This is a genomic window from Acinetobacter sp. H1(2024) (assembly GCF_046557555.1).
GTDB classification, from domain to species: Bacteria; Pseudomonadota; Gammaproteobacteria; order Pseudomonadales; family Moraxellaceae; genus Acinetobacter; species Acinetobacter seifertii.
On the sequence record NZ_JBKGFO010000008.1, the window covers coordinates 58,128 to 76,999 of the forward strand.

Here is an 18,872-nt window from a genome sequence, read left to right on the forward strand (position 1 = left end):
AATGATTAAAGGGTAAGGGTTTAAAACAAAGCACTTTTCAGACGATTAAAAATCAGCTTGCGCACTTCACGTTCCTTGATCATTGAGTTGAGTAGATTGGAGCTATAACGAATCAGCTGCCCCCGCTGCTCACGATCACGGATGACTTCTAAACCGTTCTTGACATAGTTTCGAGCAATCACCGTTCTACGGTTTGGATGGGTTAAACAGACCAATTGACCGCGTTCGATCTGCTCTTTAATTTTTCTTCTTCTAATTTTGCCGCTCGTGGTCTTATTTATTCGGCCTTGATGCAGTAAAAAGACACCTTCTACAGGCAAGCCAATCTCAGCTGTCACTTGTTCCTTGACCTGAGTTCTAATGGCTTCAAAATTGAGAGTCTTGTCTAGTGACTTCTTCTTGATTTCAAGTACAACCGTAACACCGTCAGAATCAGCAACATTCACTGCTGCAACACAACCTTTACGAACAGCAGGATGCGCCATTTCAACAGAGCACTCGATATCTTGTGGATAATAGTTCTTGCCACGAATGATAATCACATCCTTAAGGCGACCAGTCACATATAGGTCTCCATCTTTGACAAAGCCCATATCCCCCGTTCTTAAGTAATGCAATTGGCTAGGCTGACCCGCTTCATCGACAATAGTCGCGGCAAAAGTTTCCTGATTGACCTCTGGCTTCTGCCAGTAACCCGCAGTGACACTCTCACCTGCCAACCAGATTTCACCGACTTCATGAGCAGCTACTTCTTGATGGGTATGTGGATTGACGATACGACAATCGATGTGTGCAGAGATCTTGCCACAGCTCACCACTTGTACAGCATTCTGGTCTTGACTGATTTCTACCAAGTGGGCATTTAATTTGTCACGATCAAGTGAAATAGCATTCAGAGGGCCAGTTACACCACTGACTAAAAGCGTGACTTCTGCCAAGCCATAACATGGCAAGAAAGTATCCAGCTTCAATTTCGACTGAGTATTAAATTTCTCCATGAAGCGCTGCATAACGTGAGCTTTGATTGGCTCGGCACCGTTAAACATTACACGAACGCGACTCAGATCAAGCGCTGCAGCGTCCTCATCAGAGATACGATGCAAGCACAACTCATAAGCAAAGTTTGGCCCACCACTGATCGTGACGCCTTTTTCGCTAATGAATTGTAGCCATTTCAGCGGTTTTCGAATGAAGTCCAGCGGCGACATAACATAACAGGTCAGTCCCACATAAACGGTCTGTAAAACTGAACCAATTAATCCCATGTCGTGATAAACAGGCAGCCATGTCAGGCCAATATCATCCGGCTGCGTACAAAAGGCTTCGGCAATCATGACCTCATTTGCCATAATATTTTTATGGGTAACGATCACCCCTTTAGGCCAACCTGTTGATCCTGAAGTGTACTGAAGGAAACAAACATCATCTTCATCAATAAGCGGGAAATCCTTTTCCACTACATCACGCTGCAATTGGGCATCAACGGCATGTAATATTAAGCTTTCATTTTGAGCCTTTAATGTGATCAGACCTGATAGCTCAAGAATCTTTTTTGTTGTGAGTACTATCTTTGGCTCACAGTCATTCATAATATTCAAAATATTAGAAAAACCATTACGATTAAACGGTAAGCTGACTGGTACTGCGATGATTTTAGCTTTTAGACAAGCAAAGAACGAAACGATAAAGTCTAGACCAGGTTCAAATAGCAATACTGCACGATCGCCACTATTTACAAGGTTTAGTAATATCTGAGCTTGATATTGAACTCGCTCGTTCAGATCTGCATACGTCAAGGCTTGAATACCACCCGATTGGCGTCCCAAATACTCGAAAGCGGTCTTAGCTCCATTTAATTTCGCGTGGGATTCCAAAGTTGCAATGATATTATCCGTACACATTACAGCCATAACTTACTCCGATTAATTATAATTAACCCTTCAAAGAAACCTGTTGTTTCAGAAATTCAACTTCTAGCTGGGGGTTTTAATAAAAATGAATATACTTTTTGTTTAAAATATAAATTCACATTATATTTTATGTGCGGGTGTTTTTTATTACACCTGTAAGTGTTAACAGGTTAGGCAACTTTTATTTAAAATTAAGAGCTTAGTTATCTTTTATAATCATTTTTATTCAGTTAAAGATTACAAATTCTTGTAATTAATTAAACTTAAAAAGCTACCCTAATAGCCTCGATTTAGGAAATGTTAAGCTAATATTATTAAGTTTATCTAAACCACAAAGCACACTGAGTTCGAATTTTCATTTTTTCTTAACTTTAGGTTTTTATTTTAGATAAAATTTATGATTTTACTGGTTACATGTAATCTAACTAAAAATTATATTTAACTCCACAACTTTTATTTCCAATAAAAACCTTAATTTAATTATGCTTAAGCTATAATTAAATACTTAAAACTAAATATATACATAGGTTGTGAAATTTATCTTACTTTCTGACCATAAAAAATAAAAGTTAAATTAGAATTAAATATATTAAAAAGAACATTTTAATTTTGATAATTATTATATTTCAAACAAAAATTAAATTTAAAAAAATAATTAAATTATTTATCTTTATTAAAATAAATAATTTTTTAAATTTAATTTAAAATACACATCACAACCATTTAAATTTAATATTATTTTTATTATAAAGTTAGTTTTACAATAGTCCTAACATTACAGCACGAATTGCTGCTGAAATTTTATTATTCACATTTAGTTTTTGCATTGAATTACTCAGATGGAAATTTATGGTTCTTTCACTTACTCCAAGAATCTGTGCAATCTCAGCTGACGTTTTACCCTCAGCCGTCCAACGTAGTACCTCTTTTTCTCGGTTCGTTAAATATAGATTAAACTGAGAGAACTCAACATCATTTACAATTTTAGCAATGCTGGAATGTACAGTTTGAGTTAGCCAATACATATTTGTATATTGTGCCTTTTGTTCTTTTTCAGATAATTGATCGCTGGATCTTGCCAAAGTTAGCATTCCACGTGTCCCAATGAAATCACGACTTGACTGTGCCCAACCGACATTTAAACCATAAGAACGCGCTTCCTCCCAGAAGTCCTTCTCTGCTTGTGTATGAGTGTATTGACTTGACCAGACAAGAGGTTTCAGTGAAATCATACAGTGCTGAACAGTTGGGTCAACCTTAACATACTGCTGTTCAACATAGCGTTGCTGCCATGCTTGAGGATAATTATTCAGCATAATTGTTTTTGGTTCAGCAATAGATAATGGTGACTGCATACCATAAGCACAATAATCGAATCCAAGCTTTGATGCTGTCGATTTGACGACTTCAAATAACTGGTATTCATCTTGCACGATCAAAAATGCTGATAATAAATCCTCTTGCCAACTTTCCATTTGCTCTCATTAGACTCCGGCCAAAAATCATTTTTTGTTCAGTTTCATCTTATGAATCCAAGCAATCAAATTGAAGTATAGGCCTTATCTTTTACCCTTATTCCAATAAAGCGCTGCGAGAATCTAAAAGATTTTTAGGTACTAAAATATTTGAACACCTATTCCTCTTTTATTGATTTCTCAATTACAGATTTTGAATTCATCATTCAATTAACAACACTTTTAAGCCTAAATGGGTGCAAATTCTTCAGATAAACTAAATTTCTAAAAGCTTTTAAGGTTGTTATATTTCAGGTGCAGATTATGCTTGGAAAAATTTTTTTATAGGATGCATTTTATTCCAAAAAATAATTATTTTTAAATAAATGCTAAGACTCCACTACTTATTATCAACGAGATATTTTTATTAATTTAATTTAATAATAACTTCCAACAATACCTAAAATTATGAAATTTTACCATTTATTATATATAGAAACTAAAAGCATCTACAATAATTTAAAAAATCAAATAATTACATCATAATCTGTATTGCTTATGATTATCCTTTCAATAATGAGAATAGATAATCCATATAAAGTTCATCATCGGTCGTATGATTTCGTAAATTTCAACAAGTTATTTTCGACTAAAGAACTAAAGTTACTCTATTCTCATATAAGTAAATCTTAATATCCAAGTACCCCTCTAATAAGGTCAGCTTAACGATATAGGCCATGGAATTATCTTTAACCTGTTAAATATGACAGTATTTCATTGGCAATAATTTATGTTATTTATCAGTAGAATTCCATTTTAGGTTACTTAAACAGGTAGCATGGTCAGCATACCCACTCACTTTCCAATCTCAGCAGATGGTTTTATTCGGATGAATGAAAACCAGCTTATGAACCACCCTCTCCGACACATCTTATCCATTGTTGAATCAATACAAATCGAAGATTCACAAATTTTCTATTACGGTTTTACTGAATGGGCAACACTAAAGACCCCTGCTTTAAGTACTGGATGGGACTGGGTATTCATTGAGCAAAATGGGTCCGCTAGCTTAAAACGAATTGGCCTGCCGAGAAGCAATATCATGATCGTTGATGTATCTGGTACAGATATTGGATTTGATGTGACTGGATCATTAATCGAGAAGAAAATCGACAGCCTGTTCTGGGAACAGTTCATTTATGCCCAAATCAATACAAGATTAACAAAGTCTAAATTGAGCCCTAATTTCTCCTAGCAACCTGTAAATTTTTACAGTTACCGCCTTCTTAGCTGTTCAGTAAAGTCACATCAAAAATAAGTGGAAGCACTTGTAATGAATATTATTGCTGGATTTCAAAACAATTTTTCAGAAGGCTTATATACCAAATTTAAAAGTTACCGCTATAAGGTGTTTGTTGAACATTTGGGATGGGAGTTAAACTGTCCACATAATGAAGAATTAGATCAATTTGATAAAGTCGATACAGCTTACGTCGTCGCTCAAGACAGAGAGTCCAATATTATTGGTTGTGCCAGATTACTACCTACAACTCAACCGTATTTACTGGGTGAAATATTTCCTCAATTAATGAATGGAATGCCTATTCCCTGCTCACCAGAAATTTGGGAACTCTCAAGGTTTTCTGCCGTAGATTTCTCGAATCCACCTACCACAGCGACTCAAGCAGTATCATCACCTGTTTCGATTGCCATTCTGCAAGAAGCAATTAACTTTGCAAGAGAACAAGGTGCCAAACAACTTATTACCACCTCACCTCTTGGGGTAGAGCGGTTACTACGTGCTGCTGGGTTTCGTGCCCATCGTGCAGGCCCACCAATGACGATTGATGGATATGCTATGTTTGCATGCTTGATTGAAGTGTGATTGGTTAAATCAAAGTCTAAGAATATTGGTGATATTGCAAAGATGAAGGTCTTAAGCGGCAATCTCGTTTCACTCTCCAAATTTCAAAAGCCCTAGTCAAAAGATTAGGGCTTTTGAAATTTGAAAGACTCAAACTTAATATCAAGACTGCTCAGTAATTTTGTTTTTCAAATTTAATTCTGATTTTTTATGGTAAGCCTCATCAGTTTTAGTCTGCCAATCACGTGGCATAAATGAAGTCGATATAATCGCAACGATAGCCATAGATCCAATATAAATCATAATTAAATATGGATTACCCTGCCCGATACTTAAAAGTTTGGTCGCAATTAACGGCGCTAAACCGCCACCAAGCACCCCAGCTAACTGTACCGAAATTGAAATTCCGCTATAACGAATTTCTGCTGGAAATTGACGTGCAAAAAGCTGAGCTTGCGGCGCATACATAATTGGGAATACAACACCAATTGCTAAAACAATGGCTGTCCAGACTAATACCGGATCTTTGGTGTTGAGCATGGTAAAAAATGGATAGCTGTAAAGCGCCAGTATGCATAGACCAAACATAAACATATTGCGTTGGCCAACCTTATCAGACAAATGTCCACACAACGGCGTCATAAATAAAATAACTATTGCACCGCAAATGGTGGCAAACAAAATGTCTTGGCGTGCGATTCCAAGTTGCGCAGTGGTATAAGCCAATGTAAAAGTTGAAGCAATATAAAACCATGCGTTCTCGGCAGCACGCGCTAAAATAATGGTGATGAGTTGCTTTGGATGGTTTTTAAAAACTTGTAAGGCAGGAACTTTGACTTCTTCGGACTGCTGTTTTACTTTTTCAAAATCTGGTGACTCTGGTACTTTTACCCGAATGTACCAACCCACTGCCAGTAAAATAATGCTGGCAAGAAATGGTAAACGCCAGCCCCAGCTAAACAATGCTTGCTCAGGTAATAACGACACCAGTCCTAATGCAATTGAGGCTAGCATTAAACCCCCACCCGTACTGGCTTGTGGCAAACTTCCCCAAAAACCCTTACCGCCTTCGGGAGCATGTTCAACGGCCATAAGCACCGCACCGCCCCATTCACCACCCATGGCCATACCTTGAATGAATCGTAAGACAACCAAACCAATTGCAGCCCAGTATCCAATTGATTCGTAAGTCGGTAATAAGCCAATGAGTACCGTTGGAATTCCCATGAGCATCAGAGTCAGTAGTAACATCGATTTACGGCCAATCTTGTCACCAAAATGACCAAAGACTAAACCACCAAGTGGACGGCCAATAAAACCAACGGCATAAGTAGCGAATGCCGCAAGTACACCTGTAAGTGGGTCTAAGTTAGGAAAAAATAGCTTATTAAAAATCAGCGCTGCCGCCGCACCATAGATAAAAAAGTCATACCACTCAATGGTAGTGCCGACCATGCTAGAGATGCCTGCTAATCGATGTGCCGACTTTTTAGGATGTGAACCGTTTCCATGTATTGATTGCATCGTAATATCCTTTTTAGATTTTCTTGTTTTATCTTTTTTATGCTTATGACCAACCCTGACCATAAGCATTTTCAGGTCTCGCTTTATCTCCTTAAGCTTTTTAGAGTTGCGTAATAAGGCTTAGCTCAATTTTTCTAAAATTGGCTCAAATTTCGAATTACGTTCTTGCCACTGTGGTTGTTTGTCTTTATCGACAATGAGAGCACGGACACCTTCAATAAAGTCACCATGCTCAAACCAAATGTCCTGTAAATCACGTTCAAGCTGCATACACTGCGGTAAAGAAAGCCCACGGCCTAAATGTTGCAGTTTCAAACTGGTTTGTTTGGCTATAAATGAGCGCTGCTGCAAAATACTGAGCATCTTACTTGCCCAAGCTTTTAAACTTTCATCTTGTTCATTTTCAAGACTTTGCTCGATTTCATCTAAATGCTGATATCCGAAGTGTTTACGAATACCTTCAGCCAATTGTTTGAGTTCACTTTCGGCAGGGCGAGTAATAAATCGGGTAATGATGCGTTCAATTCCCTCTTTACTTAAACTTGGTGCCTCAACAAGAGCATCTTGCAAAGCTTGTAACTGCTCGCTTGGCACATGGTAGTCAATTAAGTCGAGATAGAGCGCATCGCTGCTGCTGATCTGCTCGCCAGTAATTGCCATATAAACGCCAATATCATCAAGGCGAGACAGGAAATGCGTTGCGCCAACGTCTGGGAAAAAGCCAATCGCTGTTTCAGGCATAGCAAATCTGGACTTTTCACTGCTCACAACAATGTGACAAGCTTGAGCCAAGCCAAATCCGCCACCTAAAACATAGCCATCAAGCAAGACGATGACTGGCTTTGCATATTCACGCAGTATATCTAGCATTTTATATTCGGCACTAAAGTAGCCTTTGTAATCAGCCGTGCCATTTTTATAACTGTCGTAGAGATAGCGAATATCGCCACCTGCACAGAAGGCTTTTGGGCTATTTGACTTAATTAATACTGCCTGAACAGCAGCATCATTTCGCCACAGTTCCAATTGGGCACCAATACTTTTAATCATGTCTAGCGACAATGCATTGAGATGAGTCACACGGTCTAAGGTAATAATGCCCAACTTACCTTGTTGCTCAATCATTAAGTGATTTTCTGTATTCATTTTATTGATCTCTTACTGATTTTTAAAATTTGGTTTTCGTTTTTCAACGAACGCCTGCATTCCTTCTTTTTGGTCAAATGTTGCAAATATTGAATGGAACATGCGTCTTTCAAAACGCAAGCCTTCAGTCAGATTCACTTCAAAAGCTCGGTTAATGGTTTCTTTGAGCATCATATTTGCTGTTAAAGATCGTGCCGCAATTTTTTCAGCTGCTTGCAAGGTTTGTTCAAGTAATTCTTCTTTGCTAAACACACGTGCGACTAAACCACTTTGCTCTGCTTCTACTGCGCCCATTTGACGAGCGGTAAGGCACATTTCCATTGCTTTGGCTTTACCAATTGCATGGGTTAGACGTTGTGTACCACCAATACCCGGAATTACACCTAAGGTGACTTCAGGTAAGCCAAACTTGGCATTGTCAGCACAATAAATAAAGTCACACATGAGCGCCAGTTCACAGCCACCACCTAACGCATAGCCGCTGACTGCTGCAATTAGAGGTTTACGGCGCTGTGCAATACGGTCTGCAAGATGGAAAAAGTCATCAAAATAAATATCTGGAAATGCTAAATCAGCCATTTCTTTAATGTCTGCACCTGCGGCAAAAGCTTTTTCAGAACCTGCCAATACGATGCAACCAATTTCACGGTCTTTTTCGAGCTGATCTAATGCCTGATTAATTTCACTAATTAATTCACTGTTTAAAGCATTGAGCGCTTGAGGGCGATTTAATGTAATCAGTCCAACCCCATTACGCTTTTCTAATAAAATACTTTGCCACTGCATTATTTATTCCTTGTTCTGATTTTATAGACTACGTGCAATCACTAAACGTTGGATATCACTTGTGCCTTCGTAAATTTGACAAATACGCGCATCACGATAAATACGTTCAATAGGGAAATCTCTGAGGTAACCATAGCCACCAAACACTTGTAGTGCGCTCGAGCACACACGCTCAGTCATTTCTGAAGCAAATAACTTGGCCATTGAAGCCTCATTGAGACACGGTTGACCTGCTTCTTTTAAACGTGCAGCGTAGTGAACCAGTTGTCTCGCTGCTTCAATTTCAGTTGCCATACTGGCAAGGCGAAATGCGATGGTTTGATGCTCAAAAATTGGTTTTCCAAAAGTAATACGCTCTTTGGCATAACGGGTCGCCTCTTCGAGCGCCGCACGTGCTAAACCGACTGCTTGTGCAGCAATACCAATACGTCCACCTTCTAAATTGGCAAGAGCGATTTTCAAGCCCTCACCTTCTTTACCCAGCATGAGGCTTTTATGGATGCGCACATCTGTCAGGGCAATCTGGCAGGTATCTGACGCATGCAGACCGAGTTTTTCTTCTACACGAATCACTTCATAACCCGGTGTTTCGCGTGGGACTAAAAAGGCACTAATACCTTTTTTGCCCGCGCTCGGATCGGTCACGGCAAACACAATAATGACACCGGCATTATTACCCGAGGTAATAAACTGCTTAGCACCATTTAAAATGTAATCGTCGCCATCTTTGACAGCTCGGGTTTTAATGGCTCCCGCATCTGAACCTGTATGTGGTTCGGTTAAGGCAAAAGCGCCGATCATTTCACCTTGTGCCAGAGGTTTTAAAAAGCGTTCTTTTTGCTCGTCGGTACCAAACTTTAAAATAGGCACACAACCAACCGAGTTATGTACGCTCATGATGGTCGAGGTTGCACCATCTGCCGCCGCAACTTCTTCGAGTGCCAGTACATAGGCTAAGTTACCGGTGTCTGAACCGCCCCATTGCTCTGAAACAAGCATACCCATAAAACCGAGTTGGCCCATTTGAGCCAGAGTCTCTTTTGGGAAAGTTCCGTCTCGGTCCCAATCGCTGGCATTAGGCTTAATTTGTTCTTGGGCGAAACTTTTCGCCATGTCACGGATAAGTAATTGTTCTTCGGTAAATTGCATTATTGTTTCCTTTACCCTGCTTTAGCTTGTTGTTTAGCAATTTCTTGATTACGCAATAAAAAGCGCTGAATTTTGCCACTTGGAGTTTTAGGTAATTCACTCACAAATTCAACTAAACGTGGGTAAGCATGAGCAGAAAGTCGTCTTTTAACAAATTGACTGAGTTCTTCAGCAAGTGTTTCTGATGGTTGAGTAGTCGCGGATAAAATCACGAAAGCCTTAACCACTTCGGTACGGTCTGGGTCAGGCACACCAATCACTGCTGCTTCAATCACAGCATCATGTTCAAGCAAAGCACTTTCTACATCGAATGGACCAATGCGATAACCCGATGTGGTGATTACATCATCGCTGCGTCCTACAAAGCTCATACTGCCATCGGCATGTAACTCGGCAGTGTCGCCCGTTAAGTAGTAATGACCAACAAAAGGCGATTTACGGCTTTCTTTATAGCCACCAAACCACATCATTGGAGACTGGCTAATATCGACTGCCAAAATTCCTGGTGTGTCTGGCGGAAGCTCTTCACCTAGTTCATTAACAATCGCAACACGATAGCCCGGACTTGGAAAACCTGCTGAACCAGCATGAATTTCATGTTTTAAACCATGATGATTACACACCACCATGCCCACTTCAGTTTGCCCGTAGTGGTCATAAATTGGAGCGTCAAGCACTTGTTTAAACCAGCGAATGACTTCTGGATTCAGCGGTTCACCTGCACTGCTCACCACACGGAACTGTCCTTTTAACGGCGCCATTTGCGCTGGATCTGCTGCCATCATCATACGGTAAGCCGTAGGTGCACCTGCCAAGTTGTTAACTTTATAATCTTTCACAATTTGGCATAGGCTATCTGTGCTGAACCCACCTTCATAGAACAAAGTAGCATGGCCCAAGAATAACGGCCCAGTAATCGCATAGTACAAACCATACGCCCAACCCGGATCGGCAATATTCCAAAACGAGTCTTCTTCTGTTAAACCAATGGCATCTTGCATATATCGCCCAAAGGCAATCAGTGCTTTTAAAGGCACTTCCAATGGTTTTGCAGGCCCTGTAGTGCCTGAAGTAAACATGAGCAAGAAAGGATCTTGGATGCTACGCATGACCAGATCACATTGATCAGACTGCTGTTTCACTTCATTCCAAAAGTTAAAATCACCTGCTTTAAGCGGAGTACCTTGTGCATCGGCGACAGTCACAATTGCAGGACAATTTTCAATTTCATCAAGCTTGCTACGGTTGCCCATATCGGTCACCACCAGCTTACTTTGTGCAAGCTGAATACGGTGCTCAATCGCTTTTGGGCCAAATGCAGTAAATAACGGTTGATAGACTGCACCAATTCGCCAAGCTGCTAAAATAGTCACAATCAGTTCAGGTGTTCTTGGTAATAAACCTGAAATACGGTCACCAGTTTTCACACCTTGTGCTTTTAAAAAGTTAGCAAACTGACTTGACCATTCTTTTAGCTCACGGAAGGTATATTGCTCTTTACGGCCATCCTTTCCTTGCCAGTACAGCGCGATTTTGTCGCCATCTGCATGTCGATCACAGCATTCATAACAAGCATTCAGTGCATCGAGTGAACCTGACAACATCTGTTTAGCAGTGCTTTCCAAATCGAAAGCCTGTACAGCATTTTGATAATCCATCATATCTTTTCCCTCAGTCCGGATTTGTTGTTATTCACGACAGGGTTTGATTTATTGGTTTAAAGCCATCCTTTGGCTTTACCGTTATACCTCTTGTGGCAGGTATTGCTGGATAATGCTCGAAAAATCGAGATTGGCATTACCACGCATACACATTTGCTGATAAAGCTGCTGTACCATGCCACCTAATACAATGGGCTGTTTGACTTGGCCCGCAGCCTCTACAGCAAGTCCTAAATCTTTTAGCATCAGCTGAGTCGCAAAGCCGTCTTGGTAACCTCGAGATGCTGGCGCATTTTCATTAATATGCGGCCATGGGTTACATACATCCGAACTCCAGCAACGACCACTTGAGGTGTTAATGACGCCTGCCAATGCTTGTGGGTCAATGCCGAGTTTCACACCCAATGCCATGCCTTCGGCCACCGCAGCCATTGAAATACCTAAAATCAGGTTATTGCAAATTTTGGCAATTTGGCCTGCACCGACATCACCACAATGAACAATATTTTTGCCCATGTGGCTGAGTACAGGTTTTACGTCGTTAAAGGTTTGATCATCGGCACCTACCATAAAGGTTAAGGTTCCCGCTTGAGCACCAATGGTTCCACCTGAAACTGGCGCATCACAGATTTTAATATTTTTGCTATGTGCAACAGCTGAAATATCTTTGATGGTTTGCGGGTCAATGGTACTGCTATCAATGCATAAGCTATCTGCTTTTAGCACCTCCAATACACCATTTTCACCCAAGTAAACGTCTTTGACATGCTTTGCTGCAGGCAACATGGTAATGACCACATCAGCTTGTTTTGCTGCTGCCTGTGGGCTGTCGCAGACTATGCCACCTGCCTCGGCGAAGTGCTGAATAGCAACTTCACTGAGGTCATAACCATAAACTTTGATTCCGGCTTTAAGTAGGTTATGGGCCATTTTGCCGCCCATATTTCCTAGACCGATAAAGGCGATATTCATCCGTGATCCCCTTAACGTAAACTAATGGTTGTGTTTACACCGCCAACTTCATGGCTATCTTCAAACCAACGGCTAGTAATGGTTTTGGTCTGGGTATAGAACTGGACAGCCTGTTTGCCGTATGGTCCCAAATCACCCAGTTTTGAGCCTCTTGAACCTGTAAAACTAAAGAACGGCACAGGTACAGGAATTGGAATGTTGATACCGACTTGACCAATATCAATTAAGTTTTGGAAAGTACGTGCAATGGCACCACTTTGGGTAAATAGACCTACACCGTTTCCAAATGGATTAGCATTGATAAGAGCAATCGCTTCATCGAGTGTATCTACACAAATAATCGAAAGTACAGGACCAAAGATTTCTTCTTTATAAATACGCATGTCGGTCTTTACGCCACTAAAAATCGTCGCACCAACAAAATTACCCGATTCATAGCCTTGAACTTGAACATTACGACCATCAAGCAGAAGTTCTGCCCCTTGCTCAACACCGCTATTAATTAAATCAAGCACACGCGCTTTAGCACGTTTTGAAATGACTGGGCCAATGTCAGTATTTGGCTCATGGCCTGCGTTTACTTTTAAGGTTTTCGCTTTTTCTACTAACTCTTGAATCCATTGTTTGCTGTCGCCAACCATGACTGCGACAGACAATGCCATACAGCGTTGCCCAGCAGCACCAAATGCTGCACCGACTAAGGCATTTAAGGTTTGTTCTTTATTGGCATCTGGCATGACAACCACATGGTTTTTTGCGCCCATCATCGACTGCACGCGTTTGCCATGTTGCCCTGCAAGGTTATAAACATGTGTGCCAACCGCAGTTGAACCCACAAATGAAATCGCTTTAATGTCTTTATGGGTACACAAGCGGTCAACCACTTCTTTGCCGCCATGCACAACGTTCAGCACACCTGCTGGAATACCTGCTTGAATCGCAAGTTCAACCAGCATCATGGTTGATAACGGATCTTGTTCTGATGGTTTTAAAACAAAGGTGTTGCCGCACACAATTGCCATTGGGAACATCCAAAGTGGAATCATGGCAGGGAAATTAAACGGCGTAATACCAGCACAGACACCCAAAGGTTGCTGCAAAGTATATGTGTCTACGCCACGTGCTACACCTTCGACATATTCTCCCATTTGCAAAGTGCCGATCGAACAGGCATGTTCCACTACTTCTAGACCACGTTGAATATCGCCTTCAGCATCTGCTAAGGTTTTACCCTGTTCTGCCGTTAGTACTTGTGCAATTTCCTTCATGTTGGCACGAATTAAGTCTTGTAACTTAAGCATAATGCGCATACGTGCCTGAATTGGCGTTTGACGCCAAGAAGCAAAAGCATCTTGTGCAGCTTGAATGGCAGCATCGACTTCTTGAACCGTTGCAAATGGTACGCGACCAATCACTTCCTGAGTCGCAGGGTTAACAATGTCTTGCCATTCCTGTGTTTTAGATTCGATAAACTGTCCGTTAATGAGTAACTTAGCGGTTTCCAATTCGATTTTTTGGATTGTGTTCATAACCTCTCCGTAGGCCATATTTTTATTGTGTTCAGTTATTAGAAAATACTGATCTATGTATTTTCTTTATTCAGGTTTCATTTGAGACTAACAAAGAAAGCTTTGACCACCAACGCAAATTCATGCACGATTGTTGTGCAAATATGCACAGGGACAATAACAAAAATGAAAGTGGATTGGGATCATCTACAGTTTTTTCTGGTTTTGGCTCGCACTAAAACCTTAACCAATGCTGCACGTATTATTGGTGTCGAGCATAGTACGGTGGCTAGACGAATTCAGGCTCTAGAACTTGCTTTGGGTACAACGTTGTTTAAACGTGAAGCAACAGGCTATGAGCTGACACTCGAAGGCATGGCACTTGTTCCTCGAGTTGAGCAAATGGAACAAGCCTTCTTACAAATTGAAAAACCACATCAACCATTGCAAGGTCGTGTGCGAATTGGCACACCTGAAGGTTTTGGAACTGCGTTTTTAGCTCGTTTACTGGCTGAGTTCTCCATTCAATACCCACTGCTGACCATCGATCTGATTCCAGTGCCAAAAATGATTAAGCTCTCACACCGTGAAGCGGACATTGTCGTGTCGATTGAGCGCCCAACCTCGGGGCCTTATATCATTACTCGCTTGTCAGACTACTGCTTAAAAATTTATGGCAGCCAAAACTATCTAGCGCAAAACCCACCTATTCGCGGTTTAGAAGATTTAACTCAGCATCGCTTTGTAAATTATATTGATGATCTGGTGTATAGCCCTGAGCTGTACTGTTTAGAACGGTTACCTTTGAAACTCAATGCTAACTTCCGTAGCAGCAGCATTTTGGCCCAGCAAATTGCGGTCAGTGCGGGTGCAGGGCTTGCGATTTTGCCCAAGTTTCTAGCAGACGATAAACCTGAACTCGAAGAAGTATTAGAGCAGCAAGTTCGTTTTACTCATACCTTCTGGATGCTGACCTTTGTTGATTTACAGCACGAACCGCGCATTAAACTCGTCTGGGATTATTTACGTAAACAAGCCGATAAATATCAACACTTACTGGTTGATTAGACATCTCAATAAAAAAGCCAATCAATCATGATTGGCTTTTTGGGTAAATCGAGAAAGGATAATTAAAAGACTTCTCGGCCTAGTTTTTTCATACGCGGTTTATAGAATGCATAGTAGGTTACGCTTAAAACTACTAACCATACTGGGCTAACGTAGAGTGCTTTCAATGTATCTGGCTCTAGTGCCAAAATCACTAAAGTAAACAAGAAGAATGCAATGACAACATACGCCATCAACACCCCACCCGGCATTTTAAAGGTTGATGCTGCGTGAAGCTCAGGACTCAACTTACGGTAACGTAAATAGCATGCCATGATCAGAAGCCATACACTAATAAAGAGAATCACACAGAGTGAACTTGCCAAAGTAAATGCTTCCATGGTGTTTGGAACAAAGTACTGAAGCACTGCTCCACCCATAATGAAAATACATGAGAAAATCAAACCATTTGAAGGTACAGCACGTTTTGATAAACGTCCCAATGCACTTGGCGCCTGACCATCTTTCGATAAACCGAACAGCATACGACTGGTTGAAAACACACCACTGTTCATTGAAGACATCACTGAAGACAGCACCACCAAGTTCATGATGATGGCTGAAACAGGAATACCCGCATTTAAGAACAACTCAACAAACGGGCTTTTATCTGCACGGATGTGATCCCAAGGTGTTACTGACATCACCACAAAGAGTGCCAACACATAGAATAGAATAATACGTACAGGAATCGCGTTAATTGCCTTCGGTAGATTTTTCTCTGGATCTTTGGTTTCAGCAGCTGTTGTACCAATCAGCTCAACACCAATAAAGGCAAACACAGCAATCTGGAAACCTGCCAAAAATCCGCTTACGCCTTTTGGAAATATGCCGCCATGCGACCACACATTACTTACACTCACAACCTCACCATGCGGAGCTTGAAAATGAGTAAGGAGCATGTAGCCACCGACTCCAATCAGGCCAATAATGGCCAAAATCTTAATGAGTGCGAACCAAAATTCAACTTCACCAAACAACTTCACCGTAAGAAGGTTAAGCCCTAAAATGAATAGTACACAGCCTGTACTAATCATGGCTTGTTGCATGGGTGAGAAACTGGCGCCTTCAGGCAGCCAGAAACTTAAATAGTTAATGACCGCAGACAAGTCAGCAATACCGACCAGTACCCAGCCTAACCAATAAGTCCAGCCTATATAATAGCCAGCCCATGGCCCAATCAAATCATATGCCATATCGACAAATGATTTGTAATGTAAATTGGCAAGCAGTAGTTCACCTAATGCACGCATCAGAAAAAAGAACATGCCACCAATTATCATGTAGATCACGAGGATTGAAGGACCTGCGAGGGAGATGGTTTTGCCCGAGCCCATGAATAGGCCGGTTCCAATTGCACCGCCAATTGCAATCATTTGTAAGTGGCGATTATTTAATTTCCGTTGTAAATGATCAGGGGAGCTTGCCTCATCGGGATGATGAACCATTGTCATATTAGAAGTCCTTTTTATATTTTGCTTAACTTAAAATCAGCAACCTATAGGGAGAAAAACGAACCGTATATCGTGGGTTGCTGAGTCTATACCTCAGGACAAGATGTTCAAGTATATTTTTTCCTTAATTGATAAATCGTTTGTCCTGTTTTTTTAAGTCACATTATTTATGTACTGCCTTCACGGCAATTTTAATTAACATATCTGGATTCTCCAGATTAGCCGGAGTGTAGCATGCGGTAATACAAGATGTCGCTTTTCTACCCCCCTCTAAACTGTGCTATTGATTCAAAAATAAACAACATTATTCCGATAAAAAAACTGATGAAAATAAAAAAAGCCAATCATGATTGATTGGCTTTTTAATAAAACTTAATGATCGTTAACGAGTTCACGTCCTAGCTTTTTCATACGTGGTTTGTACAACATATGATAGGTAACACCTAAAATGATCAACCATACTGGACTGACATACAAAGCTTTTAAAGTATCTGGCTCTAGCGCCAAGATAACCAAAGTAAAAAGCATAAATGCCAAAACCACATAACTCATCCAAACGCCACCCGGCATTTTGAAAGTCGATTTTTCATGTAATTCAGGACGTAATTTACGATAGCGTAAATAGCACACCATAATGAGACTCCACACACTAATGAATAGAATCACACACAGTGAACTTGCTAAAGTAAATGCTTCCATCGTGTTTGGAACAAAGTACTGAAGCACTGCCCCACCCATAATGAAAATACATGAGAAAATCAAACCATTTGAAGGTACTGCACGTTTTGATAAACGCCCAAATGCACCCGGTGCCTGACCGTCTTTTGATAGACCAAAAAGCATACGGCTGGTTGAAAACACACCGCTGTTCATTGAAGACATCACTGAAGACAGTACCACCAAGTTCATGATAATCGCAGAAACTGGAATACCCGCATTTAAGAATAACTCAACAAACGGGCTTTTATCTGCACGAATGTGATCCCACGGAGTTACTGACATCACAATAAATAGCGCCAACACATAGAACAGAATAATACGTACCGGAATCGCATTAATTGCTTTAGGCAAGTTTTTCTGTGGATCTTTCGTTTCGGCAGCCGTTGTACCTACCAGTTCTACCCCGACAAAAGCAAATACAGCAATCTGGAATCCTGCCAAGAAGCCTTCCGTGCCTTTCGGGAATAAACCGCCATGTGACCAGACATTACTAATGCTTGCAACAGCACCTTGAGGAGCTTGGAAATGGCTGAAAATCATGTAGCCACCCACTCCGATCAGGCCAATAATCGCCAAGATCTTAATCAGTGCAAACCAAAATTCAATTTCACCAAATAGACGTACTGTTAGGAGGTTAAGGCCCATCACAAACAATACACAGCCTGCACTAATCATGGCTTGTTGTGTTGGAGAGAAGCTTGCTCCATCGGGCAGCCAGAAGCTCAAATAGTTAATGACTGCTGAAAGATCAGCAATACCGACCAGCACCCAGCCCAACCAATAAGTCCAACCCAAATAGTAACCCGCCCAAGGACCAATTAAGTCATGAGCCATATCAACAAAAGATTTGTAATGCAGATTTGCAAGGAGTAACTCACCCATTGCACGCATTAAGAAAAAGAACATGCCTCCAATAATCATATAGATCAAAAGGATTGAAGGACCTGCGAGGGAGATTGTTTTACCCGAACCCATAAATAGGCCGGTTCCAATTGCACCGCCAATAGCAATCAGTTGTAAATGACGGTTAGACAGTTTTCGTTGCAGATGATCAGGAGAATTTTCTGCATCTGAATGACGAGCCGTTGTCATATTAAAATTCCTTTTTGAATTCCTTTGTTAAGATCAGCAACCTATGGCGAAAATCGAACCGTATGCCATAGGTCACTGAATCTGTTCACCAAAAAATGACTGGATAAACCGTATCTATCTTCCTTCTGTTAGATACATCATCATTTTTGGAGTAAAAACGAATTACTTTTGTGCTGCCGTCACGGCAATTTCAATTAACCAATTTGGATTGACCAAATCGGCCTGAATTGTGGCACGCGATGGAGCAACACCCCCTTTTAACCAGTCAACCCAAATTGCATTTACGGTTGAAAAGTCAGAAAGATTTTTTAAATAGAGCTGCGCAGAGAGCAAGCGAGATTTATCGGTATCAGCAAGTGCCAAAAGTTCATCAATCGTTGCAAGAATTTCACGAGTTTGGCCTGCCACGTCTTGCTCGGTATTTTTAGGTACCTGACCTGACAAATAAACCACTTTGTTAAAAACAGTCACGGCGCTCATGACTTCGTTAGTGTTAATCTTTTGTATATCTGAATTAGACATTCG

The 18,872-nt window shown here is 40.8% G+C and carries 15 protein-coding genes; 3 read left to right on the forward strand and 12 right to left on the reverse strand.

Translation table 11 applies throughout. The features are described from left to right. Positions 1 to 20: 20 nt before the first annotated feature. Both ACLCEG_RS17290 and abaR read right to left on the reverse strand, forming a co-directional pair. Complete coding sequence (locus ACLCEG_RS17290; RefSeq protein ID WP_039252862.1) at positions 21 to 1,910, reverse strand: fatty acyl-AMP ligase; 1,890 nt, start codon at positions 1,908 to 1,910, stop codon at positions 21 to 23. A 758-nt stretch (positions 1,911 to 2,668) separates the two neighbouring features. Further along, positions 2,669 to 3,385, reverse strand: coding sequence for a LuxR family transcriptional regulator AbaR (abaR, locus tag ACLCEG_RS17295; protein WP_191012439.1), 717 nt, complete (start codon positions 3,383 to 3,385; stop codon positions 2,669 to 2,671). Between the two features lie 817 nt (positions 3,386 to 4,202). On the opposite strand from abaR, the gene ACLCEG_RS17300 reads away from it, so the two are divergent. Together ACLCEG_RS17300 and abaI are read left to right on the forward strand one after the other, a co-directional pair. Then, a complete protein-coding gene (locus ACLCEG_RS17300; protein WP_004705983.1) occupies positions 4,203 to 4,619 on the forward strand; it encodes a DUF4902 domain-containing protein in 417 nt (138 codons plus the stop codon). 63 nt (positions 4,620 to 4,682) lie between these two features. Beyond that, on the forward strand, positions 4,683 to 5,249 hold the full coding sequence (gene abaI, locus ACLCEG_RS17305) for an acyl-homoserine-lactone synthase AbaI (protein ID WP_081401429.1): 567 nt from the start codon (positions 4,683 to 4,685) through the stop codon (positions 5,247 to 5,249). Between the two features lie 141 nt (positions 5,250 to 5,390). On the opposite strand, the gene ACLCEG_RS17310 is transcribed toward abaI, so the two are convergent. The 7 genes from ACLCEG_RS17310 to ACLCEG_RS17340 form a co-directional block, all read right to left on the reverse strand. Further along, entirely contained in the window at positions 5,391 to 6,752 is a 1,362-nt protein-coding gene (locus tag ACLCEG_RS17310; protein ID WP_191012437.1) for an MFS transporter, read from the reverse strand. A gap of 120 nt (positions 6,753 to 6,872) precedes the next feature. After that, positions 6,873 to 7,898, reverse strand: a complete 1,026-nt coding sequence (locus ACLCEG_RS17315) for an enoyl-CoA hydratase/isomerase family protein (protein ID WP_191012436.1) — start codon at positions 7,896 to 7,898, stop codon at positions 6,873 to 6,875. A 12-nt stretch (positions 7,899 to 7,910) separates the two neighbouring features. Next, positions 7,911 to 8,684, reverse strand: coding sequence for an enoyl-CoA hydratase (locus ACLCEG_RS17320; protein WP_069141650.1), 774 nt, complete (start codon positions 8,682 to 8,684; stop codon positions 7,911 to 7,913). 21 nt (positions 8,685 to 8,705) lie between these two features. Then, on the reverse strand, positions 8,706 to 9,833 hold the full coding sequence (locus ACLCEG_RS17325; protein ID WP_002118030.1) for an acyl-CoA dehydrogenase family protein: 1,128 nt from the start codon (positions 9,831 to 9,833) through the stop codon (positions 8,706 to 8,708). An 11-nt stretch (positions 9,834 to 9,844) separates the two neighbouring features. Then, positions 9,845 to 11,494: an AMP-binding protein gene (locus tag ACLCEG_RS17330; protein WP_198071786.1), complete on the reverse strand. Its 1,650-nt coding sequence runs from the start codon at positions 11,492 to 11,494 to the stop codon at positions 9,845 to 9,847. A gap of 81 nt (positions 11,495 to 11,575) precedes the next feature. Next, a complete protein-coding gene (gene mmsB, locus ACLCEG_RS17335; protein WP_406521367.1) occupies positions 11,576 to 12,466 on the reverse strand; it encodes a 3-hydroxyisobutyrate dehydrogenase in 891 nt (296 codons plus the stop codon). Positions 12,467 to 12,477: 11 nt separating this feature from the next. Beyond that, positions 12,478 to 13,995 (reverse strand): CoA-acylating methylmalonate-semialdehyde dehydrogenase, encoded by a 1,518-nt coding sequence (locus ACLCEG_RS17340; RefSeq protein ID WP_348901652.1) that lies wholly within the window; start codon positions 13,993 to 13,995, stop codon positions 12,478 to 12,480. Between the two features lie 165 nt (positions 13,996 to 14,160). Here ACLCEG_RS17340 and ACLCEG_RS17345 point away from each other — a divergent pair, with 165 nt between their 5' ends. Beyond that, positions 14,161 to 15,042, forward strand: coding sequence for a LysR family transcriptional regulator (locus tag ACLCEG_RS17345; protein ID WP_032010330.1), 882 nt, complete (start codon positions 14,161 to 14,163; stop codon positions 15,040 to 15,042). 62 nt (positions 15,043 to 15,104) lie between these two features. On the opposite strand, the gene ACLCEG_RS17350 is transcribed toward ACLCEG_RS17345, so the two are convergent. The 3 genes from ACLCEG_RS17350 to ACLCEG_RS17360 form a co-directional block, all read right to left on the reverse strand. Beyond that, positions 15,105 to 16,529: an amino acid permease gene (locus ACLCEG_RS17350; RefSeq protein WP_081409944.1), complete on the reverse strand. Its 1,425-nt coding sequence runs from the start codon at positions 16,527 to 16,529 to the stop codon at positions 15,105 to 15,107. Positions 16,530 to 16,907: 378 nt separating this feature from the next. Beyond that, positions 16,908 to 18,347 (reverse strand): amino acid permease, encoded by a 1,440-nt coding sequence (locus ACLCEG_RS17355; protein WP_107972787.1) that lies wholly within the window; start codon positions 18,345 to 18,347, stop codon positions 16,908 to 16,910. Positions 18,348 to 18,509: 162 nt separating this feature from the next. After that, entirely contained in the window at positions 18,510 to 18,869 is a 360-nt protein-coding gene (locus ACLCEG_RS17360) for a RidA family protein (RefSeq protein ID WP_410568497.1), read from the reverse strand. Positions 18,870 to 18,872: the final 3 nt, after the last annotated feature.

Bases quoted from the DNA above. Each gene is read 5' to 3' on its own strand.
- ACLCEG_RS17290 (WP_039252862.1), bottom strand. From the start codon at position 1,910: ATGGCTGTAATGTGTACGGATAATATCATTGCAACTTTGGAATCCCAC.
- ACLCEG_RS17315 (WP_191012436.1), bottom strand. From the start codon at position 7,898: ATGAATACAGAAAATCACTTAATGATTGAGCAACAAGGTAAGTTGGGC.
- ACLCEG_RS17340 (WP_348901652.1), bottom strand. From the start codon at position 13,995: ATGAACACAATCCAAAAAATCGAATTGGAAACCGCTAAGTTACTCATT.
- ACLCEG_RS17325 (WP_002118030.1), bottom strand. From the start codon at position 9,833: ATGCAATTTACCGAAGAACAATTACTTATCCGTGACATGGCGAAAAGT.
- ACLCEG_RS17350 (WP_081409944.1), bottom strand. From the start codon at position 16,529: ATGGTTCATCATCCCGATGAGGCAAGCTCCCCTGATCATTTACAACGG.
- ACLCEG_RS17355 (WP_107972787.1), bottom strand. From the start codon at position 18,347: ATGACAACGGCTCGTCATTCAGATGCAGAAAATTCTCCTGATCATCTG.
- ACLCEG_RS17345 (WP_032010330.1), top strand. From the start codon at position 14,161: ATGAAAGTGGATTGGGATCATCTACAGTTTTTTCTGGTTTTGGCTCGC.
- abaR (WP_191012439.1), bottom strand. From the start codon at position 3,385: ATGGAAAGTTGGCAAGAGGATTTATTATCAGCATTTTTGATCGTGCAA.
- ACLCEG_RS17300 (WP_004705983.1), top strand. From the start codon at position 4,203: ATGGTCAGCATACCCACTCACTTTCCAATCTCAGCAGATGGTTTTATT.
- ACLCEG_RS17310 (WP_191012437.1), bottom strand. From the start codon at position 6,752: ATGCAATCAATACATGGAAACGGTTCACATCCTAAAAAGTCGGCACAT.
- ACLCEG_RS17330 (WP_198071786.1), bottom strand. From the start codon at position 11,494: ATGATGGATTATCAAAATGCTGTACAGGCTTTCGATTTGGAAAGCACT.
- ACLCEG_RS17320 (WP_069141650.1), bottom strand. From the start codon at position 8,684: ATGCAGTGGCAAAGTATTTTATTAGAAAAGCGTAATGGGGTTGGACTG.
- mmsB (WP_406521367.1), bottom strand. From the start codon at position 12,466: ATGAATATCGCCTTTATCGGTCTAGGAAATATGGGCGGCAAAATGGCC.
- ACLCEG_RS17360 (WP_410568497.1), bottom strand. From the start codon at position 18,869: ATGTCTAATTCAGATATACAAAAGATTAACACTAACGAAGTCATGAGC.